The organism is Achromobacter sp. F4_2707 (assembly GCF_047501535.1).
Classification (GTDB): Bacteria; Pseudomonadota; Gammaproteobacteria; order Burkholderiales; family Burkholderiaceae_B; genus Yanghanlia.
Map to the genome: position 1 here is coordinate 1 of NZ_JAZDRJ010000001.1, position 22,889 is coordinate 22,889.

A 22,889-nucleotide genomic window follows, 5' to 3' on the forward strand; every position below is an offset into this window, starting at 1 on the left:
AGAACCGTATTCCTTGTTCAGCACGGTCGTGATCGCTGCGGTCAGCGTCGTTTTGCCGTGGTCAACGTGCCCGATGGTACCCACGTTAACGTGCGGTTTGGTCCGTTCAAACTTACCTTTTGCCATGGCTGACTCCCGAATAGGAAAGAGCGTTTATTCAATAAAATTCGATTGGTGCCCATGGCGCGGATCGAACGCGCGACCTCTCCCTTACCAAGGGAGTGCTCTACCACTGAGCCACATGGGCGTTTGAGTTGCATTACTACAGAAGCTAGGCGCCATCTGGAGCGGGTGAAGGGAATCGAACCCTCATCTTCAGCTTGGAAGGCTGTTGCTCTACCATTGAGCTACACCCGCGAGGAACGATTCACCTACTGAACACCCATGAAAAGCCCATGAGCGAGCAACTGCTGAAAAACTGTGGTGGTGGGAGTTGGATTCGAACCAACGTAGGCGCAAGGCCAACAGATTTACAGTCTGCCCCCTTTAACCACTCGGGAATCCCACCAACAGCGAATTTCGTATTATGCGTGATCTAATTTTGATTGTCAAGCGCTTAACAGAAATTCTTTTGGATGATGCTGCCAGACGACAACAGCGCGGAAGGCTTTGAGTAGACCTGATAAGGACTGGCTCAGCGCCTGCCGACACGCATCATAACTGAAAATGGCATCAGTTGTCTGCGACCACTTCTGCCAAGCCTTGTTGTTCCAACAGGGCATTGAGATGATCCCAACCGTGGAAGTCAATAATGAGCTGGCCACGCTTACCGCTGCCCATCTTCAAAGACACTTTGGTCCCGAGATGATCTGACAACACCGTTTCCATTCGCTTGGCGTCGCCACTATGTGCAGATTCCTTCTTCTTGGCTGGCGCACCGGCGCCCTCTTCGCGTTCGCGAATACTACGGCCGACCAGTTTTTCGGTGTCTCGCACTGACATCGCTTTGGCGATGACTTCGTTAGCCAGCATGATTTGATTCGCCGCATCAACGGCCAACAGCGCCCGGGCGTGGCCCATATCAATGTCGCCGGCCAAAAGCATGGTTTGAACAGGTTCCGCCAGGTTCAACAGGCGCAGCAAATTGCTTGTCGCTGAACGGGAGCGGCCTATAGCCTGAGCAGCCTGTTCGTGCGTCAGGCCGAACTCATCGAGTAAACGTTTGACACCTTGCGCTTCTTCCAATGGATTGAGGTCTTCACGCTGGATGTTTTCGATAAGGGCCATCACAGCCGCGTTTTCGTCGGCGACCTCACGCACCAGAACAGGTACTTCCTCCAAGCCGGCCAGGCAGGCCGCACGGAAACGGCGCTCACCCGCGATAATTTCGTACTTGCTGTTGGGCTTGTTACCTACCGGACGCACCAGAATGGGCTGCATAACCCCTTGTGCTCGGATTGAGTCGGCAAGCTCATTCAAAGCCCCCTCATCCATGCGCGTGCGCGGCTGATACTTGCCAGCCTGGAGTTGCTTGACCTTCAAGGAAGTGGGCTGGCTTTCTTCTTCCTTGGCACGCCCGAGGGAGCCAATAATCTGCGCATCGGCCCCCAGCAAGGCATCCAACCCTCTTCCCAGCCCTTTAGTTTTTCTCGTTGCCATAATGTGAATCTCCTGTGTATCAAGTGCGAGCGCGAGCGGCTTGCTTAAGCCCTTCGCGCTTCATGCGCCGGATGAGTTCGTTGCCAAATTCCAGGTAGGCCTTAGCGCCTCGGGAGCTTTTGTCGTACACCACGCCCGGCATGCCATGGCTAGGCGCCTCGGCCAGCCGCACGTTACGGGGAATAATTGTTTTGAAAACGCGGTCGCCAAAGTGGGTTTCGACTTGCACCGACACCTGCTGTTGCAGAGTCACCCGGGTATCGAACATCACCCGTAATAGGCCAATCAGTTGCAGATCGGGGTTGATGTTGGCGTGAACGCGTTTAATAGTATTGACCAGATCAGACAGCCCTTCTAGCGCGAAATACTCGCACTGCATCGGAATAATCACGCCCGAAGCTGATGCCAAACCATTGAGAGTCAGCAAAGACAGCGTGGGCGGGCAGTCAATAAGAATGAAGTCGTATTCGTGCCGCACGGCTTCAATCGCTTGCTTGAGCCGCGCTTCTCGCCCTTCCATCTGAACGAGGTCGATTTCTGCTCCAGAAAGCTCTCTATTGGAAGGCAATACGTCATAGTTGCCAGATTCAGAACGTACCCGCGCATCCTGGATGGAAACCTCGCCAAGCAAGACTTCGTAAAGGTTGGCCTGCAAATTGTTCTTATCCACACCACTGCCCATTGTGGCGTTTCCCTGAGGGTCAAGGTCAATAAGCAGGACGTCTTTCTTCAGTGCAGCCAGAGCCGCAGCTAGATTGATAGCTGTCGTTGTTTTGCCTACCCCGCCCTTCTGGTTGGCTACGCAAAAAACGTAAGCGCCCGTATTGGCCTTCTTGTCATTCTTGATTGTCATGCGATTCCTTGCTCCGTAAGCCATACCAGACAGCGCTGCGCATCCAAGTCCGGGACCTGCAAAGGCTCGATGTGAGCCACACGCCATGATGTCTTGCTCGACAACTCTTCAATTTCTTCGGTGGGTTCGCGCCCTTTCATAGCCAGCATCCGGCCTTGTGCCGACACATGCCTACCGGCAAGCGTAACGAAATCAACAAGAGAGGAAAACGCACGCGAGACCACCAGATCTGCCTCAAATGGGGGGAGCTTTTCCACCCTTGCGTGATGGGCCTGTAAGTTGGACAAACGCAAAACGCCTGCTACATAACGTATAAACGTGGCTTTTTTCTCAACCGTATCGACGCAATGTACGGTGGCATCCGGGCACATGATGGCCAGTACAACCCCGGGTAGCCCTGCGCCCGAACCAACATCAACCATCACCTTATTAACTGTGTTTTTATACAGCTCTTTATTGATGGAGGGAATAATGGACAGGCTGTCGAATACATGTTGTACCAACATCTGCTCCGGGTCGCGTACTGCAGTCAAGTTGTAACTGCGATTCCAGCGCTGCAATTGTTCCAAGTAGGTAAGCAGCGCCTGCTCCTGGCCGGCATTGAGTTCCAGACCCAAATCTGTCGCCGCCGCTCTTAATCGGGACGCAAAATGGTTTGTAGCTGTCATTCCCCTACCCTGTTGCCCTGGCGCTTGCTTGCAAACGTTTAAGCTGAACAAGAATCAAAGATACCGCTGCGGGCGTAATGCCTGATACACGACCGGCTTGTCCAATGGTGGCGGGGCGAGCTTCTTTAAGGCGGTGGCGTGCTTCCATGGAAAGGCTTGGCACTTTGTCGTAATCGAAATCCTCAGGAATCAACATGTTTTCCTGAGTGCGCTGACGCTCAACATCCTGAGCCTGCTTCTGGATATACCCCGCATACTTGACCTGGATTTCCACTTGCTCGGAAACTTTGGGATCTTCAACTCCGGGGCCAAAAAGCCGCTTGCCGTCGATGCCCTCAGCTTGCATCAAAGATGCATAATCAACTTTAGGCCTCTTAAGCAGATCGTAGGCGTTCGCTTCCTTTTCCAAAGCCTGACCCAACAACGATTCAGCCGTATGGGATGAAATCACCTTTGGGTTGATCCAACTGCTACGCAGGCGCTGAATCTCAGCTTCCACCGCTTCTTTTTTCCGGCTGAAAGCATCCCAGCGGATATCGTCTACCAAGCCAAGTTGGCGCCCTATTTCCGTGAGCCGCATGTCTGCGTTGTCTTCACGCAAGCTAAGACGGTATTCCGCCCTAGAAGTGAACATGCGGTAGGGTTCTGTAACGCCCCGGGTGATGAGATCATCCACCAATACGCCCAAATAGGCCTCGCTGCGCTGTGGATACCAGGCTTCCTGTTCTTTGACTTTTCTCGCGGCGTTCAACCCGGCCAACAAGCCTTGCGCCGCTGCCTCTTCATAACCTGTAGTGCCGTTGATCTGCCCAGCAAAATACAGATTAGCGATAGCACGCGTTTCAAGTGTGGGATGCAGAGCTCGCGGGTCGAAGTAGTCGTACTCTATGGCATAACCTGGCCGCATAATGACGGCATTTTCCAGGCCGCGCATAGATCGCAGCATTGCCAGTTGAATATCAAAAGGCAAGCTGGTAGAGACACCATTTGGGTAGATTTCCTTGCTGGTCCAGCCTTCTGGTTCAAGAAATATCTGGTGGCTGGCCTTATCGGCAAAGCGGTGAATTTTGTCTTCAATGGATGGACAGTAGCGGGGCCCTATGCCTTCTATAGTGCCTGCATCGCTATACATGGGGGAACGGTCCAAACCAGAACGTGCAATATCGTGCGTGCGCTCATTGGTGTGGGTAATCCAGCATGGCAGTTGTTCCGGGTGTTGACCGGAATTCCCCATAAAAGAAAAAACGGGGATAGGGTCAACATCGCCAGGCTGTGTTTCAAGCACCGAAAAATCAATACTGCGAGCATCAATACGCGGCGGAGTACCTGTCTTCAAGCGACCCTGAGCGAGGTTCAATTCCTTGAGTTTCTGACCAAGAGTAATCGCTGGAGGGTCGCCGGCCCGACCGGCTGAATAGTTTTCCAAGCCAACGTGAATACGTCCGTTCAGGAACGTGCCCGCAGTTAGTACGACGGTTTTCCCATGAAACTCCAGACCTATCTGTGTCTTGGCGCCGACCACCGTTTCGCCTTTCAAAAGCAGGTCTTCGACAGACTGTTGAAAGATTGTGAGGTTGGGTTGGTTTTGCAGGACGCAGCGAACCGCCTGCCGATATAAAGATCGATCTACCTGTGCACGTGTTGCACGAACGGCGGGGCCTTTTGACCGGTTCAAAATTCGAAACTGAATTCCCGCCTGATCCGTGGCCTGAGCCATGATGCCGCCAAGCGCATCAATTTCTTTTACCAGGTGCCCCTTCCCTATGCCACCGATGGATGGATTGCATGATAGTTGGCCAAGGGTGTCGATATTGTGAGTCAGCAAAAGTGTTTTCACGCCCATACGTGCTGCAGCTAACGCCGCCTCAGTACCAGCGTGGCCACCACCTACCACGATCACATCGAATTCGTCTGGGTAAATCATTCTTTCAAAGAAAAAGGCAGAGTTAGTACGTAACATGACTATTACGCTCTGCTGGGAGATGGAGCCGCACCAGGCAAAAACTCAGCTACGGGTGGCTCAGAAAATCGTAGAAAACACCCTTAAATAACTGGGCTGGCGCCCATTATACTTTGCTGCGCCTTCAAAATCATGCTGCAGGCTGGACTGAAACGTAACACCATCAGCACATACCAACAGCACAGGTTCTAGCATTCCGCCTCACCCTTCACTTCAAACAGTTCATAAGCTGTTCGCAACCTCCACCCTCTACCCATGCTTTGCGTAGCAGCGACAGATACACCCACTCTTTTCGCCGCCCAGGTGTCTGCGTGATTTTTTATACAGTGTTTCTACGTTGCCATCCATTACTCAAAACATCGACAAGCAACGATGTTCCACGTGAAACACTGTACCTATCACACATATTGTTGTGTGGATAACATTGGGGATAGGTACGAAAACGGTTAACTTCTCCTCCCAGTCTTTAGGCACCATTTTTTACCGGACAGACATAGTTTCGCACTCCAGAGCGGGTACTCAGGAAGTTGAAACACAAATTATTTCACCGCCCTATTCCCTCGGGTTGGCACCGGAGCAGGTCAGAACACCCGTTCAACCCACGCCCATGACTGCCGCCAAAGTTCGCTCCTAACGCAACACCTGTACCTCTCTCTATACCTCACCCTCAGCGGCTAGGGACTCGTTTCGCATCACACCACCACCCAGACGCGAGCGGTACACGCGCGCACCAATTAATGAATAGTTTGCTTAGCTTCCCAGTAAGCTTGGCGCCTCAGTTACCTGAGTTGAGGATGATCCTCCTAAGACATCTCATAAAACTTGTTTCACGTGAAACACCACTAGTTTTCAAAGATGTTTTCTGTGGATAACTTTGTGGAAAAGCTTATTTCTTTACCTGTCTGATTCCTGGTGGGCGGCACGAAACTCAGAAAAAGAACTGACAATTAAAGCCGGGATGCAGATCTTATGAGCAGGCATAAATCCATGAGTAAGAAATACAACTCGTCTCCTGGGGAGAGAGTATATTAAATCGTGCAGACAGGAGATTGAACACCTTTTATCAATGCCCCCTCCCCTCCAAGAGAGATATAGCCAGGAAATACGCCACAACTCTGAGTATTCAGTGTCCACTTGAGGAAACCTCCGTCCGCCCCATCGAAGGCCGACACGAAGACCCAATGGTTCTCAGACCGCAAGTCAGTAATAGAGAGACTCGATAACTTCTGCACACGTAACTGTCCCATTCTCAGACTCATGTTTCACGTGAAACAACTCATCCATCAGTAATGTAGATCTGTGGATAACTTTTGGGATATATACGCTAGAGATCGCTCTAGCATCGGCCAATTAACTCACGGATTTGTAGCACGCTGGGGGCGAAATTCTTAGTTCTGGAACGGGTAAGAAGTCGACGAAACCTCTTCCCCCTAACCGGCCAACTAAGTGTATTCGCTTCCTATTCTTTAGATCGGCACGAGACAACCAGGAGCGTGATAAGTAGGATGTTTCACGTTAAACACAGTACATTCCGTTGCGGTTTCATTCTGTGGGTAACTATGTGAATAGATGCGCCGGACGCTGCTATTTTCCGGTGTACTTAGCGGACTGACTTATGTGGCGATGTGAAGGTTAATACCGCACTAAATTTCATGTTGGTTAGTCCGACTTACTGCTTTTAAGCCTTGTTTCACGTGAAACATTAAACCTTGAGCGTCGGCATTCTGTAGAAAACGTTATGCAAAGATCCTCTATGCGTTCTTCGCTCCCCCTGCGTACGGTGCTCTAGAAAAACCGAACCATGTCAAATAGACGAAGGTTTGAATCCGCCCCATTCAAAGATTAAACAATCCAGTTCCACCACCTTACCAACCCCACCGCCTAGCAGCCCTCACCCGACAAAAAAATCCTTCACCACCCAGCCTTTGCATAAGGGTGTGAGAATAAAAGTTGAAGAAGACTAGTCTGAAGGGCCGCAGGTGAATGGCCGAATGGGGAGACAAGGACGCAACTGTTTGAGCACGGCGCTTTCGGACAGCCGGGGGCTGTCCGATCGTGCGAGTTTTGCGTCCGCCCCATTTGGGCATTCAACAAGGGTAGTCCGGCACCCTGCCGGACCCCGAAAGCTAGGCGACATTCAACTTTTATTCTCACACCCGACTTAAGAACCCAAACCAAAAGTCAGCTGCACCAACAAACCTAAACCACTCCGCGTAAACCACCGCTCCACTGATTCCCTTATCTGCACTACTGACGATACGTTAACCACTAGAGGAAAGTCTCACTATCCAAGCCCCACCCCTCACAAACTAACCCAATCAAGTCGTTTAAATAAGCCCAGACGCAACTGTTTGAGCACGGCACCTTGGAATAACCGGTGGCAGTCCGATGGACCGAGTTCTGCGTTCGCCCCATTCCGGCATTCAACAAGGGTAATCCGCCACCTTGCCGGCCCCCGAAAGCTGGGCAACCTTCAACTTTCGTTCTCACACCCAACTTAAGAACTCGGCACGCGAACATAAAAAACCCGCCCGTACCACCAAAAACCAGAAATCCAAAAAAGTTCCACGTGAAACACAAGGCTGTGGATAAATCTGTGTAAAACCAGTGGACGGAAAGTGCACAACCCTAAAACTGCACGCTTACATCCAAATCAAACCCTTCCACACCATCTCGAGAGAAACCTGCTTTAGATGCAACACACCCCGTATGCTCTACTACAGCAACCGAAATCACACCAAAAAGGGAAATTTCCAGCTCTACCTCTTTCCAACACTTCCTCTAAACACAAGCTTGTAACCTTGCAAACATAACCAAAGTACAAAACCCGGAAGAAACGCGTTCCCATAGCCAGCAATTATGGCGCTTGAGAAAATACTGTCGAGAACGAAAACTTGAAGAACAAGCAAGCAGAGTAAATATCTCTGTACATCAACCCGCGAAGTCAATTACCAAACCCACGCAGAGATTCTTGACCTTAGATGGAGTAGAGGGAGGGCCGCAATTGACATCCACCAGCCAAGTAGTGCCTTTCCAAACCACAAACCTCCTACAAAACCAGACACCCATAAAAAAACGCCCGTTACCGGGCGTTTCTTGCTTGGTTTTGGAAACCGAAGCTTACAGGGGGCGAATCTCAGCTGCTTGTGGGCCTTTAGGACCATCTTTTACTTCGAATTCGACCTCTTGGCCTTCATTCAAGCTGCGATAGCCACGACCCTGAATTGCAGAGAAGTGAGCAAAAACGTCACTGCCGCCAACATCGGGAGTAATAAAACCGAAGCCTTTTTCAGCATTGAACCACTTAACTTTGCCCGTTTGAACCATGATTTGGAGCGTCCTAAAAATAAAACAAAAATTGCATTGCACCAAGAACGCAAAACACGGGACGGCATACCAGGCTTTCAGAACAGTACTGAAAATGATGTATCGCTACGAGACTTGCGGTACGTGGATTACAACTGCACTCGAAAGCATACTCATACCTTATAAACTAGGCAATTAATAGTTAACCCTGATGTGGTTTTTTTCTCCTTAAAATGCTTCCTTAACAAATACAACAGAGCATAAGATTTTTCATATATTTGTTAAGTAAACCTACAGTCAGTAAAACAAGTCGCAGGCATAAGCTTTCTTTACCGCTTTTAAACGATTACCTTGAAGGTTTGAGCTCTTCTCCTTTGTATAAGCTTCACGTACAAGCCTTACGACACTGTCTATTTCCGAGATATAAAACATGGAATTACCCACAAGAATGCCCGGCGTTGGCACAACCATTTTCACAGTAATGAGCCAGCTTGCCACTGAACACAAAGCGATAAACCTTGGGCAGGGTTTCCCAGACTTCAACCCAGACCCTTTATTGCTGGATGAAGTGAATAAAGCCATGCAAGAAGGGCACAACCAGTATCCCCCTATGCCTGGCATTCCCTTATTGCGTGAAGGTATACGGGAAAAGGTCAAAGCCCTTTACGGCCATGACTACAACAGTGATACCGAAATCACCGTCATGGCGGGCGCCAGCGAAGCCCTCATGATGACAATTATGGCTTTGGTTCACCCAGGAGACGAAGTCGTTGTCATCGAGCCGTTCTACGACCTCTACAACCCCGTCATAGCCCTGGCTGGTGCAACACCCGTGATTGTCCCCATGCAGGCGCCTGACGCCTCCCACGACACCTACAGGGTGGATTGGCAGCGAGTCAGGGATGCGATTACTTCCCGCACACGGGCGCTCATACTGAATTTTCCTCATAACCCCACAGGTATCAACCTGACGGAAGCCGATCTTGATGCGCTAGAGCGTATTGTGGAAGAAACCGGAATATTCCTGATTTCAGATGAGGTCTACGAACATATCGTTTTTGATGGAAAGCAACATCAAAGTTTGTGCCGTAGAAAGTCGCTGGCTGAAAAAAGTGTCGTGATTTCTTCGTTTGGTAAAACGTATCACGTTACGGGTTGGAAGATTGGCTATTGCTGCGCACCAGCAGCCATTACTGCCGAGATTCGAAAACTGCACCAGTTCAATGTTTTCACAGTGGTGTCTCCCATGCAATGGGCTTTGGCTCGTTATATGGCCAACCCTCAGCACCACCTTGACCTGGCCGGTTTTTACCAAGCTAAACAAGATCGTTTATTCAATGGTTTGCTTAATACCCGATTCAAACCGGTTAAAAGCGCCGGAACCTTCTTCCTGCTGGCAGACTACAGCGAAATCAGTGATATGCCGGAATCAGAATTCGCCAAATGGTTAACCATCGAACACGGGGTAGGGGTGATCCCGTTGTCGGCGTTTTACCGCGACCCTGCTGCGCCTGAAGCCAACCATGGCTTGGTTCGTTTTTGCTTCGCCAAGAAGGACGCCACCCTTGACCAGGCCATCGAACGCTTGAGCAAGCTGTAAACCGTTTTTTTTCCTGTGTTCCGCCATCGAAAGAAACGACACGATAACACACTGATTCAGAGATCAGAAACGTGTTGATGGTGAGTAAGGGGTAGCCGCAGAACTGTGGCTATCCCGTTTTTTATCCTTAACTTCTTTATATAAAGACTGGTAATAATAAGGCCTGTGGATAACTGGCACAACTGCCTGAATTCCTGCTACAACAAGAACTTACAGCATCCTGGATGGTGGAATAAGAGAGGGCGTTGCTCGTGGATGGATTGGGGACACTTTTTTCATAGCGCAAGAAATCAACGCTTGTACCCCGTTCATCAACAGCTTTTGCACATGTCTCTCTCCTAGAGCTTATCCACAGGAGGAATCATGGGGCGTTACGACATTTTTGGGGCGCAAGGGGTGTTCCAGGCCGGTTCGGATGACCGCGTGCTGGCGAACAAGTTGGGCATTACGCGCCTGGAAGACATCAACGAAGCAGAGATGGTGCTCTTGCAGAAGCTCTACATTCAGGTGCTGCAAGAGCGTATGCCGCATGGCCGGATCCGCACCCAAAACCTAGGAAGCTGGCACAAGCTGTGGTTGGGAAACCTCTACGACTGGGCTGGGCAATATCGTGCAGTAAATATGAGCAAAGACGGCTTCCCATTTGCTCCTGCGGCCCAGTTACCTCGGTTGATGCAGGTTTTCGATTCAGATTATTTAGGCCGATACACGCCGTGTTCTGGAATGCGTTGTCCACAGTTGGTGGAAGCGATTGCAATTATCCACGTGGAATTCATACTGATGCATCCATTTCGCGAGGGAAATGGCAGAGTTTCCAGGTTGTTGGCCGATGTCATGGCCGCACAGGCGGGGCACGACTTACTTGACTACAGCTCGTGGGAACAAAACAAAGCCGCCTATGTGGCGGCCATACAAAAAGGAATGGAATGCGATTACGAACTCATGAAGTATTGGGTGCGCCGGGCATTGGACTGCCCTTGAGTGATTGGCAATGGAATCAGGATGTGGCCAGAGGCAGGTTCTGATACTTGCTGTCTTGTGCTTGTAGCCGAGTTTCGAGTTCAGAAATAGATTGCCCCGTTTCGATAGCGGTAGAACTGGCAACTGCGCGAATGATGCGCGTAGTGCTAGGCTGCTTATGAACCAGGGAATGGCCGTTAAGGCCGACTTTGGATTTGGTTTTCATTGAGGCACGCATGAATGTGTACCCTTAATTATACTGCCAATACCGCATAAATTCATGTTTTATCAATGGTTTGCGCCTTTTCTGCCACACTGAAAACATCTTGTCGTCTGTAGGAAAATGAATAACAAATTACAAAAAAACAAAGATTTCTCCGAGCTCCCAGGTAGCGCTGCTTTGAAACGCATCGTCCTGCTATCAACGGGCGGCACCATTGCCAGCGCCCCCGGTCGCGACGGGCGTGCTGTAGCCGGTGTGCTCTCCGGCGAAGCGCTGTTAGCCCATACGGGTCTTGATGGCTTAATGCAAGCCAGCGTGGAATCGGTATTCCAAAAAGCCAGTAATGCCATTGGCGCAACGGAATGGAGGCAGCTTGCTGAACGATGCACACAGCTCATTGATTCAAAGAAAATCGATGGCATTGTGGTGACCCACGGCACTGACACGCTGGAAGACACGGCCTATTACCTGCACTGTGTACTGGATACCGCCGACGTGCCGGTCGTTGTCACAGGTTCGCAGCGGGTGCCGCAAGCCATGGGCAGCGATGCTTACGCCAATTTGCGCCAGGCCATGGAACTGGCTGCGAGCCCGCACGCCAGGGGGTTGGGCGTTCTGGTGTCATTCAATCAATCGGTATTCAGCGCAGGTTTCGTCAGAAAGGTCAGCAGTTACCAGCTTCATGGGTTTGATGCACCGGGCCTGGGCCCTATCGGAATGCTCGACGAAGGGGGCTTTCAGCTGTTGCAACGTCCCGTTATGCAGAAACGATTACCTAACCCCGCCCAGTTGCCGCGTGTGGATATCTTGCCTGCGTACGGTGGGGCAGAGGCGGAAATGGCCCGTGCAGTGCTTCAGAGCGCGCCAGACGCGTTGGTTGTGGATGGGCTGGGGCGTGGGCAGGTTCCGCTTGCCTGGGCGCCTGTGTTGGCCGAGGCGCTGGAAAAAGGCGCCATCATTGCCGTTTGCAGCAGCACATTGCACGGTGCCACGCATGAAAGCTATGACTACCCGGGTTCTTTGCACGAGTTAATCAATGCAGGCGCATTCAATGTAAGCCACCTTTCTGCCAGAAAAGCCCGCATTCGCCTGGCGCTTTCTATGGCAGCCTACGGAAAAAATATTTCAGCCATCGCTGCCGCATTCAACTGGTAGCAGGCGACCCCTCTCTTTCATCAACGTAAGGAAATCATGTCTTCGTTCAAGATTGCAATCATCCCGGGCGACGGTATTGGAAAGGAAATCATGCCCGAAGCGCTTCGCGCTCTGGAAAGCCTAAAAAACCGTCATAAGCTTTCTGTTGAGCTGGAACATTTCGATTGGGCCTGCGCGGAATACTACCAACGCCATGGCGATATGATGCCCGCAGATTGGTTCGACACCCTGAAAAATTTCGACGCCATTCTGTTTGGCGCCGTGGGCTGGCCTGATGTCGTACCGGACCATGTTTCCCTCTGGGGTTCCTTATTGAAATTCCGCCGGGAATTTGATCAATACATCAACCTGAGGCCGGTCAAACTAATGCCTGGTGTGCCATGCCCCTTGGCGGGTAAGAAACCGGGCGATATCGACTTTCTTGTCGTGCGTGAAAACACCGAAGGTGAATACACAAATGTCGGTGGACGATTGTTTGCCGGAACAGAAAGGGAAGTAGTTCTACAGGAGGCTGTTTTCACCCGCCATGGTGTGGACAGGGTGCTGGATTTTGCGTTCAAGCAAGCACAGCGACGCGAACGTAAACATGTGACTTCCGCCACAAAATCGAATGGCATTGCGATCAGTATGCCGTACTGGGATGAACGCATGAAAGCCATGGCGCAGAACTACCCGGACATTACCTGGGACCAGTATCACATCGATATTTTGACTGCGCGTTTTGTGCTGTCACCCGAACGCTTTGATGTCGTGGTGGCTTCCAACTTGTTTGGCGACATTCTCTCCGACCTTGGGCCTGCATGCGCTGGAACCATCGGTATCGCTCCTTCCGCCAACCTGAATCCAGAACGAAAATTTCCGTCGTTGTTCGAGCCTGTGCACGGTTCAGCACCCGACATCTATGGAAAAAATATTGCCAACCCGGTTGGGATGATCTGGTCTGCTGCCATGATGCTGGAGTTCCTGGGTGAGCAAGATGCATCATGCGCTCGTGCAGCGGCTGAGTTGCTGACAGCGATTGAAAGTGTCCTGCAAAACGGCCCGCATACTCCGGATTTGGGTGGCACTGCCAGTACAACCGATATGGGTAAGGCGGTTGTAGAAGCTTTGAAGGCTGCGAGTCAGTAACGCAGCTCCATACCTTTTAAAGGTTAACAGGTTTACTGCGTAGCGAAAACCTGTGTTCGCGACAGCGAGTGTTGGGTGAAGAAGAAGGAGAGGTCTTTATTCCTTTCTTTCTTCTTTATATATATGTTGTTGGTGATGGGTGCCTGTGGATAAGTGGAACAACTGCGTCAAACCCGCAGTCTGCATGAGTTTGCGACGCTTTTTCTACGTCCATAAGCTTGCTCGGAACTGCTTAATGGAATCTGGACAATTTTCTGCCAGGCAAAGTTTGGAGCATTCATCCACTTTTGCTCCACAGGCTGTGCACAACCACGGCCCCAGAGGTTATCCACAGGAATAACTTGCGAAATAATCCGATAAATGGGGGAAACGCTGCTTTTTCCCCAGTGGCGTCGTAAGCTTTTGTCTCTGATTTAGAGGGTGTAGAAATGTTTTCTGTGATGCTGCGAATCCAGCTTATGTTTAATCGCTGGTTCGAAAAAGCCTTTCTGGAAGACCGTTACCGTTACCTGGCTCGCCGGGGAGGTTTTGAGGAAGGTTTCGACCAAAAACTGGCCCATTTTCGAGAGCAGAAGAAGTACGGCGCGGTCAGGCTGGCGTACGCGGATGCGCGCTATGAATATATGCACAAGAAGCTGCGTTCAGAATGAATAACTGTGCGATTTAGCCGGCGGTCGTTTCGACTTATGAATGCGTGAAGAACGCAACGTGCAAAGAGGCGGCCGTGTGCCGTCACTTTATTGGGTATATGCAACGTTGTAGCCACAGTGCAGCGTTTTAATTAGACCTTTGAGCTTTATTCCACCGCTGCAGGGTCGGCTGCATCTGTGAGGCGAGGCTGCGGCCTGGGAGCACCGCTTTTCCAGCGGCGTACCACCCGCTGAAAGATTAATGAGTTGGGAATTTGCAGCAGCACCCCTGGTTGGGGGGCGGTACTGTCTTCCAAAGTGATGTAGAGCAGGTTGATATCTACCACTTCGCCTCGCGCGCCGGGTTTTTCGGCAGTATCAAGAATTTCCACATGGTCGCCAAGGCGCAAGGGCCGGGCAGTAAAGATCAAAATGGCGCAAAACAGGTTAGAAAGCACGCTCCAGGCGGCGAAGAACGCCACAGCCGCAACGGCGGCGAAACCTGTCAGCGCTGTCCATAAAACTGTGCCGGAAACGCCTAACCTGCCCAAAACCAGCAGGCTGGCACTGACAACAATAGTCCAGCGGGTAAATAGAATGGCGGGCCTGACAAGATTGCGGGGCAGGTCGTAGAGTTCCCCCGCTTTGAGAATAATGCGTCGCAAACTGCGTTGCAGCAACAGGGCGACCAGAATAATGAGCAATACTTGGCCCAACAGCATAATGCTGTCCAGCCATTGATGTGTCCAGCCAGGCAGATAGGTGGTAAGAGGTGCTTTCATGCTTAGAATTCTTTAGGTTTTGGAATTTTTCTCTAGCATATCAGCCCACTTGCTTACCGTGGTGATCCAGTAGCACCCGTCATTCTCCATGAGTTTCTTACATACAAAAGAATAGGGCGGCCGGCTTGTTGAAGCCATGGCCGCCCGGTGCAGCGATTTTATGTACGTGTCAGGCTGCGATATTCATTGGCTTCTGCTGGCTGGCTTCGACTAATCCTGCATGCAGGCTTCTTACCGCCTTTTCGTAATCTTTTTCTTCGATCACAAACTGGATATCTACCTGTCGCATCGATTGGTGGACGGCCAGAATATCTACGCCAGCATCCGCCAGTGCGCGTACCGTGCGTGAAAGCATGCCGCTGACCTTGAGATCCGAACCAATGGCAGAAACAACGGCGACCTTGCGGGCCTGTATTTCAGCGTTGGGAAACTCCTGTTCAAGGTCGGCAATAATGCGTTTCACGGCGCCCAAGCCCGTGTCCAGAAAATGCGTGATGGTGTTGGCGTTGAGATCCTTGGTAATGATGCGCGCCCGGTGGCGGTGAACCGCGTTGACAATAACGCTGTCGTAGCGGTTGGCGCCCATCATGTCCTGGTCGAAGACTTCGACGGCCAATACGCCTTTGCGCCCCGCGATAATTTCCACCTTGGGGCGGGAACTGACGTATTCCTGGGTAATCAGCGTGCCGCCGTGTTCCGGCTCAAAGGTGTTTTTCACGCGCAGCGGAATGCCAAGCTGGCGCAGGCCTTTGGCAGCGCGCGGGTGAATGGCTTCCATGCCAAGGTTGGCCAATTGGTCGGCGACATCGTAATTGGTACGGCCCAGGGGGATCACTTTTTCGGTGCCCACCATGCGCGGGTCGGCGCTGCTTAGGTGGAATTCCTTGTGGATAATGGCTTCGCTGGCGCCACTGACCACGGCCAGGCGGGCGAAAGTCATTTCGCTGTAGCCGCGGTCAAAGGTGCGCACCATTCCTTCAGCACAGTGGCAATACCCGGTGACGATCGGCAGTTCTTGCTCCAGGTTCATTTCTCTGAATGCCTGTTTGAGCCGGTCGTCCAGGGGAAGCTGGCTGGGGTCGCGCCAACCGGTGAGGTCAACAAAGCGGGCGGCGACGCCATCACGGCGCAGCAGGGCTGCCATGTTGTAGGCCGAATGCACCTCGCCTACAGAAGCCAGCAGTTCACGCAAGGTGATCAAGTGTTCTGCCAACTGGAAGTGGCCGTAGGTGCAGACCCGGCGTAAATCCTGCAGGCAGCTTCGCACCCCTTCGATGCGTTCTGTGATGAACAGGTCGGCGTCGCGGCGGTCGGCGCCGTCACCAAACAACCTGTCGTTGTGATCAAGCATGGCGTTTAGAACGCGATCAAGCTGGGCCTCCCAGTGGTCGGCATTGCCTTCATCGTCGGTTTCACCGGCGAACAGGGCATATACCCCGGGTTCACCGCTGCGTTTATGTTCCAACAAGAGGTCGGTAATACCGCCGTAAGCTGAAACCACAAAGACACGGCCGTAGATATCCTTATTAGCACCGCCGTGCAAGATGATGTTGTCTCGCACGGCGGCATAATCGCTCATGGATGTGCCGCCGATCTTCTCGATAGTATGCTGCATTTCTGATACCTGTTTACGATGGTCGGAAGTCATCAGCACTGTTTTTACGTATATCTAAAGGAGATATGTTTTCTCTTGTGGCGATGAATTCCGGACGCGGTGGCTGGTCGCAGAAGGGGTCTTCCACCGCATTACTGAGCGCGTTGTAGACAAAAAACGCGTTGGAGCGGGGCAGGTGAGTGATATTGCTGTTTGACCCATGCATCAGGTTGGAATCAAAAATCAGTACGGAACCTGCCGGGCCGGCCGTATCGACCAAGCCGCCCATTTCCGCCAGGCGTGTCAGGTTTTCGTCGCTGGGTACGCCGGTTTCCTGGGCCTTTAATGACATTTGGTAGTTGTCGGGTGGGGTTTCGCCTTCGCACACCACATAGCGTTTGTGTGAACCGGGCATGACAAGCAGCGGGCCGTTATGCGGCGTATTGTCGGTCAGGGAGACCGAAATACTTAGCGCACGGGGCAGGGGCATGCCGTCTTCAACGTGCCAAGTCTCAAAGTCGGAATGCCAGTAGAACTCCTTGCCATGGAAACCCGGCTTGTAGTTCAGGCGGCTTTGATGCAGGTAGACGTCGTCGCCCAGCAAGTAGGAAGCCAGCCCGGCCAGACGTTGGTCGGCGGCTAGGCGGGCGAATACTTCGCTCAATGCGTGCACCTTGAAAATGGAACGCACTTGGCGTGAGCCCTTCTCGGTGATGATTTCCGGGCGTTCCACGGTTTGCGCGTCAGAGCGCAGGCGGTCAAGTTCCGCCTGGAGGTTGGAGACTTCTTCCGGTGTGAAAATATCGCGTAATACCAGAAAGCCGTCGCGTTCGTACTGCTCCACCAGACTGCGTTCAACAGGCGGCTGTGTCGTAGCCGATGCCCAGACGGTTGGATGATTGCGGGGGACGATGTTTCCTTTCAGCCCGCCGCGCGAAGGGTAGAGGTCGGTACGAGCCTCTTTTCGTGTGAGGGTTGCGGTATTCATGATCAGTTCTCGATTAGTTGTCGATGACTTCTGCTTCCAGGGGATAAGCACCGGATTCGTCGTGGACTTCCTTGCCGTTGAGCGGCGGGTTGAACACGCAGGCGCAGGTGATTTCCTTGTGGGCGTGCAAAATGTGACGATCGTGCTTGTCCAGCACATACAAGGTTCCGGGTGCCAGCTTGTGAGTCTTTCCGTCATCCAGGTTTTCGAGCTCGCCTTCACCGCTGAGGATGAAGACGGCTTCGAAGTGGTTCTGGTAGTGCATGGAGGTTTTCGTTCCTTCGTAGAGCGTGGTGATGTGGAACGAAAAGCCGACGTTATCGCTCTTGAGCAGAAGACGGCAGCTATCCCAAGTGGTGGATTTCACCAAGCGATCTGTCTTTCTGCATTCTTCAAGTGTGCGAACAATCATTTCTGTTTCTCCTGTATTTGTGTTTGATTCCGGTCTTGGGCTCAAGCCTCAAGCAGCCAGGCTGTAGTCTTGCGCCAGCACGTGGCGTACGCTGTTTTCGAGAATGTCCAGGCCGGCATTCAGGTCGGCATCGCTAATCACCAACGGGCAAAGAATCTTGACCACTTCGGAATCCGGGCCACTGGTTTCAATAACCAGGCCGTGGTCAAAACAGCGCCGCACGATTTTTTCAGCGAGGTCGCCATTGCGGCAGCCAATACCTTGCATCATGCCGCGGCCCTTGGTGTGGAATACGCCGCTGCCGCCCAGCGCCGCGATGCGGCCCAGCCGTTCAGACAAAATGGCGCCTTTGCGTTGAACTTCTTTAGCAAAGCTGTCGTCCTTCCAATAGGTTTCAATCGCAGCCTTGGCCGTGATAAACGCGTGGTTGTTGCCACGGAACGTGCCGTTATGCTCGCCGGGCGCCCACTTGTCATGTTCCGGCTTGAGCAGAACCATGGCAAACGGCAGGCCAAAGCCCGAAAGCGATTTCGACAAGGTGACGATGTCGGGCGAAATACCGGCCGGTTCAAAACTGAAAAATGTGCCGGTGCGGCCGCAACCCGCCTGAATATCGTCGATGATGAGCAGAATGCCGTGGCGGCGGCAGACGGCTTCCAGGGATTTCAGCCAGCGCTGGCTCGCCACGTTCAGGCCGCCTTCGCCTTGCACTGTTTCCACAATGACGGCGGCCGGCGCATCGATGCCGCTGGAAGCGTCGCCCAGCATTTTGTCGAGCATGCGGGTGGAATCCAGGCCGCTGCCCAGATAGCCGTCAAAGGGGATGCGAGTCACGCCGCTTAGGGGAATGCCGCAACCACCGCGATGATGTTGGTTGCCGGTGGCAGCTGCGGCGCCCAGAGAAACGCCATGGAAGCCATTGGTAAAGGCAATGATGTTGTGGCGGCCTGTAATTTTTCGCGCCAGTTTCATGGCCGCTTCAACGGCATTCGTACCGGTAGGGCCGGTGAACTGAAAGCGGTAATCCATTTTGCGCGGGGACAAAATGTATTTTTGGAAACTTTCCAGGAAGTCGGCCTTGGCACGCGTATGCATATCCAGACCATGGGCAATGCCGTCTTGGGCGATGTAGTCGAGCAGGGCTTGCTTGCATTGGGCATTGTTGTGGCCATAGTTCAGCGTGCCTGCTCCCGCCAGGAAGTCGATATAGCGTTTGCCCTCCGTGTCGTAGAGTGCGGCGCCTTCGGCCCGGTCGAAAACAACGGGGAAAGACCTGGAATAGGTGCGGACATTCGATTCGAGTTTTTCAAAGATGCTCATGTTGTGTTCCTCTTAGCTTGTTGGGTTCGAGGTGGGCTGCAGTGACGCGAATGCCTGGCGGCTGCGCCTGAATAAGGAAAAGGGGGCTTTGATACCAGCTCGCCCGGGAGTGCCGGTATCGGGACGGGTACGCCTCAGCGCCCCTTGAATGATTGAGAAATCAGGTTGCGGATTCAGCCGCCATTTCGAATGGGCCGATACGCATGAGGTGTTCGTCATCGTGCCGCCCTCTGAAGTGACGTTCACGTTCGAAATGCACACGACTGGATGTGGGCGCGTCGTGCTGACGGGCCCAAGACTCAAACAGCCCCCAGGACGCCTGGTTGCCCGGCGTGATAGTGGTGTCTATGTAGCGGACATCACTACATACAGGGCGTTCGAGAATGGAATCCAGCATGCGGGCCGCCAGACGTTGGCCGCGCGCTTCGCGAGCAACGGCAACCTGCCATACAAACAGGGTGTCAGGCTGACCAGGGGGGATGTAGCCGGAAATGAAACCGACAAGGCGTTCTTTGCCTTGTTCATCACGGCGCACGGCGGCGACTGATGTGCCGCTGAAGTGGCTGCAATGCAAGAGATTGCAATAAAGAGAGTTTGGGTCCAGCGGAGGGCAATCCGCGACAAGTTGGTGGAGATCCGCAGCATCTTCTGCAACAGGAGCGCGCAGCACAATGGCTTGCGGTGTTGAGATATTGCTGTCTTGTTTAACTGTGCCTTGAAGATCAGGGCTTACGCTTGTGGGCGTAGTCATGTCATTCGGGAGACTTCGACTGGTGTTGCCGGCCTCTTTGTTGATGCGACACGAATTAGTGTATCACGAATGATTAGAGTACGAATTATATGTGGGTGAAACAACTTACATCAAAGTGACTAGATACTTTGCCGCTTACGCCTTGTTCTGATGGGGAATGGGCGCGCCGGGGCCTGACGCTTACGCTTGATACATCTCGTGAAATATCAGGTGGGACACAGAAATGGCCAGTCAGAAACAGTCGCATGCCCCTATGCGGGTGCTTGTATCAAGCACGTTCTCCTTCACCATCTGTTTTGCCGTCTGGATGATATTCGCCGTTCTGGGAATTCCCATCAAGACGCAATTGGGGCTTTCAGAAACGGAGTTCGGTCTACTGGCAGCTACGCCGGTGTTATCGGGTTCGCTGATACGAGTACCTCTGGGTATCTGGACCGACCGCTACGGTGGCCGCATTGTTTTTTTTCTGTTGATGATGGCTACGGTGGTACCGGTATGGCTTCTCGCGTACGCCACCGAATACTGGCAATTTCTAGTTCTAGGCCTGTTCGTTGGCTTGGCTGGCGGTTCGTTTTCCGTGGGCACCCCTTATGTGGCGCGATGGTTTGTGCGTGACCGTCAGGGCCTGGCCATGGGGGTTTTCGGAGCCGGCAACTCAGGTTCGGCTATCACCAAATTTGTGGCGCCAGTCTTGATCGCCGCCGCCGGCGGCGCCTGGGTGATTGTTCCCAAGGTCTATGCCGTGAGCATGTTGATCACGGCAATACTGTTCTGGGTGTTTTCGGCCTCCGATCCTTCGCACAAGGTAAAGGGCAGCGTCAGCATGTCGCAACAGATGGCAATGCTCAAAGACCCTCGTGTACTGCGGTATTGCCAGTACTACTCGGTGGTATTCGGAGGTTACGTCGCTCTGGCACTGTGGATGACCCAGTACTACATCGGAGAGTACGGCTTCAGCCTGGAGCTGGCTGCGTTGCTGGCAGCCTGTTTTTCTTTGCCGGGCGGCGTACTGCGCGCATTGGGCGGTTGGATCTCCGACCGATATGGCGCATACCACACCACCTGGTGGGTCATGTGGGTGTGCTGGGTGGCTTTCTTTCTTCTGAGCTATCCCGAAACCCGGCTCACCATTATGGGAACCGACGGCCCGATGGATTTCACCGTTCGCCTGGGGCCGCTGTTCTTCACTTTCCTGCTGTTCGTGGTGGGTATCGCCACAGCAATCGGCAAGGCTTCCGTATTCAAGTTTATCTCTGATGAGTTTCCCCAGAACATCGGTGCAGTCTCCGGCATCGTGGGGCTGGCAGGTGGTCTGGGCGGCTTCATCCTGCCCATTCTCTTTGGCGCTCTGCTGGATCTCACCGGCGTTCGTTCCAGCGCTTTCATGCTGCTTTACGGAACAGTGTGTGTGTCTCTGATTTCCATGCATTACAGCTTCAAACGCAATGGACTGAAGGCGGCAGCGCCTGCTGCTGTTTCAGTCTGATCCACACGCCTGTGCGCAGGCCTTGCCTTTCTTATAAAGAGTGATTGCCATGTCATCATCACCTTCTGCTGTTCTGAGACGTTGGGAACCCGAAAATCCTGAGTTCTGGACCCACACAGGCCAGCGTGTGGCCTATCGCAACCTGGCTATTTCCATTCCGGCACTGATGCTGGCCTTCAGCATCTGGATGTTGTGGAGCGTTGTCGTCGTCAATCTGGGAAAAGCGGGGTTTGATCTTTCAAAGAACCAGCTGTTCTGGCTCACAGCACTGCCGGCGCTATCCGGCGCCACGCTGCGGGTTTTCTATTCGTTTCTGGTGCCTATTTTCGGCGGGCGCCGCTGGACGGCGATATCGACGGCCAGTTTGTTGATTCCCGCGGTGGGTATGGGTTTCGCGTTGCAGAATCCGGATACCAGTTATCCCGTGCTGCTCATCCTGGCATTGTTCTGCGGCCTGGGCGGCGCGAACTTCAGTTCCAGCATGTCCAACATCAGTTTTTTCTTCCCCAAGGTGAAGAAGGGACTTGCGACCGGGCTGAATGCGGGCATCGGCAACCTTGGCGTATCCGTGGTGCAGTTTGTGGTGCCCATGGTCATAGGCGTTGCCATATTCGGGGAATGGGGCGGCGCACCCTATCTCGCGCAAGCGCCGGATGCGCAACCGATCTGGTTGCAGAACGCGGGGTTTGTGTGGGTGATTCCCATTGCGATCATGTCGGTGGCAGCGTGGTTCGGCATGAATGACATTGCCGATGCCAAAGCATCGTTTGCAGAACAAGCCGTGATCTTCAAACGCAAGCACAACTGGTTGATGTGTTGGCTGTATGTCGGAACGTTCGGCTCGTTCATCGGCTTTTCCGCTGGTTTCGCCATGCTGATCATGACCTTGTTTCCCGAGGTGAACCCAATGAAATACGCGTTTCTGGGGCCGCTTGTCGGGTCGTTGACGCGCCCATTGGGAGGTTGGGTGTCCGACAAAGTAGGTGGTGCGCGGGTGACGATGTGGACCTTTATCTGCATGGCGCTGGCGGTTGTGGCGGTCATGGTGTTTTTGCCTGCTGAGGGGAGTGCCGGCAACTTCATGGGCTTTCTGATGGTTTTCATTGTCTTGTTCGCCCTGTCGGGGATAGGCAATGGCTCTACCTTCAGAATGATTCCCATCATCTTCCTGCATGAGCGCATGAAAGAAGCCAAGGGGTGCGGTGAAGCAGCCCATCGGCAAGCGGCGCTGGATGCGGCCAAAGAGTCGGCGGCCGTGCTGGGCTTTTCCGGTGCTATCGGCGCCTATGGCGGCTTCTTCATTCCGCGCAGTTTTGGTTCATCGCTGGCCATGACGGGCGATGTTCATGCCGCGCTGTATTCGTTTATCGCTTTCTACGTTTCTTGTGTGCTGGTGACCTGGTGGTTCTATGCAAGGCGCAATGCACCCGTGCCCTGCTGATATCAGTGTGAACAAAGAATCATTCGGGCGGCAT

At 52.8% G+C, this 22,889-nt stretch carries 20 protein-coding genes and 3 tRNA genes; 7 read left to right on the top strand and 16 right to left on the bottom strand.

Annotated elements, in window-relative coordinates:
• The 9 genes from VRY85_RS00005 to VRY85_RS00045 form a co-directional block, all read right to left on the bottom strand.
• A partial coding sequence (locus VRY85_RS00005; protein WP_414596903.1) for a GTP-binding protein occupies positions 1-126 on the bottom strand: 126 nt, incomplete at its 3' end.
• Positions 127-172: 46 nt separating this feature from the next.
• Positions 173-247, bottom strand: a tRNA-Thr gene (locus VRY85_RS00010).
• A 36-nt stretch (positions 248-283) separates the two neighbouring features.
• Positions 284-357 (bottom strand) — tRNA-Gly (locus tag VRY85_RS00015).
• A 64-nt stretch (positions 358-421) separates the two neighbouring features.
• A tRNA-Tyr gene (locus VRY85_RS00020) sits at positions 422-508 on the bottom strand.
• Between the two features lie 164 nt (positions 509-672).
• Positions 673-1,599 (bottom strand): ParB/RepB/Spo0J family partition protein, encoded by a 927-nt coding sequence (locus VRY85_RS00025; RefSeq protein WP_414596544.1) that lies wholly within the window; start codon positions 1,597-1,599, stop codon positions 673-675.
• Positions 1,600-1,618: 19 nt separating this feature from the next.
• Positions 1,619-2,452, bottom strand: coding sequence for a ParA family protein (locus VRY85_RS00030; RefSeq protein WP_414596545.1), 834 nt, complete (start codon positions 2,450-2,452; stop codon positions 1,619-1,621).
• Complete coding sequence (gene rsmG / locus VRY85_RS00035; RefSeq protein ID WP_414596546.1) at positions 2,449-3,120, bottom strand: 16S rRNA (guanine(527)-N(7))-methyltransferase RsmG; 672 nt, start codon at positions 3,118-3,120, stop codon at positions 2,449-2,451. The genes VRY85_RS00030 and rsmG overlap by 4 nt, the downstream gene beginning before the upstream one ends.
• A gap of 4 nt (positions 3,121-3,124) precedes the next feature.
• Positions 3,125-5,044 carry a tRNA uridine-5-carboxymethylaminomethyl(34) synthesis enzyme MnmG gene (mnmG, locus tag VRY85_RS00040; RefSeq protein ID WP_414596904.1) on the bottom strand — a complete coding sequence of 640 codons (1,920 nt, stop codon included), beginning with the start codon at positions 5,042-5,044 and terminating at the stop codon, positions 3,125-3,127.
• Between the two features lie 3,156 nt (positions 5,045-8,200).
• Positions 8,201-8,407: a cold-shock protein gene (locus tag VRY85_RS00045; RefSeq protein WP_414596547.1), complete on the bottom strand. Its 207-nt coding sequence runs from the start codon at positions 8,405-8,407 to the stop codon at positions 8,201-8,203.
• Positions 8,408-8,816: 409 nt separating this feature from the next.
• On the opposite strand from VRY85_RS00045, the gene VRY85_RS00050 reads away from it, so the two are divergent.
• Both VRY85_RS00050 and VRY85_RS00055 read left to right on the top strand, forming a co-directional pair.
• Positions 8,817-9,986, top strand: coding sequence for a methionine aminotransferase (locus VRY85_RS00050; protein ID WP_414596548.1), 1,170 nt, complete (start codon positions 8,817-8,819; stop codon positions 9,984-9,986).
• Positions 9,987-10,349: 363 nt separating this feature from the next.
• Positions 10,350-10,967, top strand: a complete 618-nt coding sequence (locus VRY85_RS00055) for a Fic/DOC family protein (protein WP_414596549.1) — start codon at positions 10,350-10,352, stop codon at positions 10,965-10,967.
• A 16-nt stretch (positions 10,968-10,983) separates the two neighbouring features.
• Here the strand turns inward: VRY85_RS00055 and VRY85_RS00060 are convergent, their stop codons facing one another.
• Complete coding sequence (locus VRY85_RS00060) at positions 10,984-11,172, bottom strand: hypothetical protein (RefSeq protein WP_414596550.1); 189 nt, start codon at positions 11,170-11,172, stop codon at positions 10,984-10,986.
• Between the two features lie 117 nt (positions 11,173-11,289).
• On the opposite strand from VRY85_RS00060, the gene VRY85_RS00065 reads away from it, so the two are divergent.
• From VRY85_RS00065 to VRY85_RS00075, 3 genes are all read left to right on the top strand, one after another.
• On the top strand, positions 11,290-12,324 hold the full coding sequence (locus VRY85_RS00065) for an asparaginase (RefSeq protein ID WP_414596551.1): 1,035 nt from the start codon (positions 11,290-11,292) through the stop codon (positions 12,322-12,324).
• 36 nt (positions 12,325-12,360) lie between these two features.
• On the top strand, positions 12,361-13,452 hold the full coding sequence (locus VRY85_RS00070; RefSeq protein ID WP_414596552.1) for a tartrate dehydrogenase: 1,092 nt from the start codon (positions 12,361-12,363) through the stop codon (positions 13,450-13,452).
• A 458-nt stretch (positions 13,453-13,910) separates the two neighbouring features.
• On the top strand, positions 13,911-14,102 hold the full coding sequence (locus VRY85_RS00075; RefSeq protein ID WP_414596553.1) for a hypothetical protein: 192 nt from the start codon (positions 13,911-13,913) through the stop codon (positions 14,100-14,102).
• A gap of 146 nt (positions 14,103-14,248) precedes the next feature.
• On the opposite strand, the gene VRY85_RS00080 is transcribed toward VRY85_RS00075, so the two are convergent.
• From VRY85_RS00080 to ectA, 6 genes are all read right to left on the bottom strand, one after another.
• Entirely contained in the window at positions 14,249-14,863 is a 615-nt protein-coding gene (locus VRY85_RS00080) for a mechanosensitive ion channel domain-containing protein (RefSeq protein ID WP_414596554.1), read from the bottom strand.
• Positions 14,864-15,032: 169 nt separating this feature from the next.
• Entirely contained in the window at positions 15,033-16,478 is a 1,446-nt protein-coding gene (locus tag VRY85_RS00085) for an aspartate kinase (RefSeq protein WP_414596555.1), read from the bottom strand.
• 13 nt (positions 16,479-16,491) lie between these two features.
• Complete coding sequence (thpD, locus tag VRY85_RS00090) at positions 16,492-17,445, bottom strand: ectoine hydroxylase (RefSeq protein WP_414596556.1); 954 nt, start codon at positions 17,443-17,445, stop codon at positions 16,492-16,494.
• A gap of 13 nt (positions 17,446-17,458) precedes the next feature.
• Positions 17,459-17,857 (bottom strand): ectoine synthase, encoded by a 399-nt coding sequence (locus VRY85_RS00095; RefSeq protein ID WP_414596557.1) that lies wholly within the window; start codon positions 17,855-17,857, stop codon positions 17,459-17,461.
• 48 nt (positions 17,858-17,905) lie between these two features.
• Positions 17,906-19,177, bottom strand: a complete 1,272-nt coding sequence (gene ectB, locus VRY85_RS00100) for a diaminobutyrate--2-oxoglutarate transaminase (protein WP_414596558.1) — start codon at positions 19,175-19,177, stop codon at positions 17,906-17,908.
• 160 nt (positions 19,178-19,337) lie between these two features.
• Complete coding sequence (gene ectA / locus VRY85_RS00105) at positions 19,338-19,928, bottom strand: diaminobutyrate acetyltransferase (RefSeq protein WP_414596559.1); 591 nt, start codon at positions 19,926-19,928, stop codon at positions 19,338-19,340.
• Positions 19,929-20,181: 253 nt separating this feature from the next.
• Between ectA and VRY85_RS00110 the strand changes: the two genes are divergently transcribed.
• Together VRY85_RS00110 and VRY85_RS00115 are read left to right on the top strand one after the other, a co-directional pair.
• Positions 20,182-21,414 (top strand): MFS transporter, encoded by a 1,233-nt coding sequence (locus VRY85_RS00110; protein WP_414596905.1) that lies wholly within the window; start codon positions 20,182-20,184, stop codon positions 21,412-21,414.
• Positions 21,415-21,463: 49 nt separating this feature from the next.
• Positions 21,464-22,855, top strand: a complete 1,392-nt coding sequence (locus tag VRY85_RS00115) for a NarK family nitrate/nitrite MFS transporter (RefSeq protein ID WP_414596560.1) — start codon at positions 21,464-21,466, stop codon at positions 22,853-22,855.
• Positions 22,856-22,889: the final 34 nt, after the last annotated feature.

Coding starts and splice junctions, on each gene's coding strand:
- ectA (WP_414596559.1), bottom strand. CDS start 19,928: ATGACTACGCCCACAAGCGTAAGCCCTGATCTTCAAGGCACAGTTAAA.
- ectB (WP_414596558.1), bottom strand. CDS start 19,177: ATGAGCATCTTTGAAAAACTCGAATCGAATGTCCGCACCTATTCCAGG.
- VRY85_RS00045 (WP_414596547.1), bottom strand. CDS start 8,407: ATGGTTCAAACGGGCAAAGTTAAGTGGTTCAATGCTGAAAAAGGCTTC.
- VRY85_RS00030 (WP_414596545.1), bottom strand. CDS start 2,452: ATGACAATCAAGAATGACAAGAAGGCCAATACGGGCGCTTACGTTTTT.
- mnmG (WP_414596904.1), bottom strand. CDS start 5,044: ATGATTTACCCAGACGAATTCGATGTGATCGTGGTAGGTGGTGGCCAC.
- VRY85_RS00050 (WP_414596548.1), top strand. CDS start 8,817: ATGGAATTACCCACAAGAATGCCCGGCGTTGGCACAACCATTTTCACA.
- rsmG (WP_414596546.1), bottom strand. CDS start 3,120: ATGACAGCTACAAACCATTTTGCGTCCCGATTAAGAGCGGCGGCGACA.
- VRY85_RS00070 (WP_414596552.1), top strand. CDS start 12,361: ATGTCTTCGTTCAAGATTGCAATCATCCCGGGCGACGGTATTGGAAAG.
- VRY85_RS00110 (WP_414596905.1), top strand. CDS start 20,182: ATGCGGGTGCTTGTATCAAGCACGTTCTCCTTCACCATCTGTTTTGCC.
- VRY85_RS00055 (WP_414596549.1), top strand. CDS start 10,350: ATGGGGCGTTACGACATTTTTGGGGCGCAAGGGGTGTTCCAGGCCGGT.
- VRY85_RS00080 (WP_414596554.1), bottom strand. CDS start 14,863: ATGAAAGCACCTCTTACCACCTATCTGCCTGGCTGGACACATCAATGG.
- thpD (WP_414596556.1), bottom strand. CDS start 17,445: ATGAATACCGCAACCCTCACACGAAAAGAGGCTCGTACCGACCTCTAC.
- VRY85_RS00085 (WP_414596555.1), bottom strand. CDS start 16,478: ATGCAGCATACTATCGAGAAGATCGGCGGCACATCCATGAGCGATTAT.
- VRY85_RS00060 (WP_414596550.1), bottom strand. CDS start 11,172: ATGAAAACCAAATCCAAAGTCGGCCTTAACGGCCATTCCCTGGTTCAT.
- VRY85_RS00025 (WP_414596544.1), bottom strand. CDS start 1,599: ATGGCAACGAGAAAAACTAAAGGGCTGGGAAGAGGGTTGGATGCCTTG.
- VRY85_RS00115 (WP_414596560.1), top strand. CDS start 21,464: ATGTCATCATCACCTTCTGCTGTTCTGAGACGTTGGGAACCCGAAAAT.
- VRY85_RS00075 (WP_414596553.1), top strand. CDS start 13,911: ATGTTTAATCGCTGGTTCGAAAAAGCCTTTCTGGAAGACCGTTACCGT.
- VRY85_RS00095 (WP_414596557.1), bottom strand. CDS start 17,857: ATGATTGTTCGCACACTTGAAGAATGCAGAAAGACAGATCGCTTGGTG.
- VRY85_RS00065 (WP_414596551.1), top strand. CDS start 11,290: ATGAATAACAAATTACAAAAAAACAAAGATTTCTCCGAGCTCCCAGGT.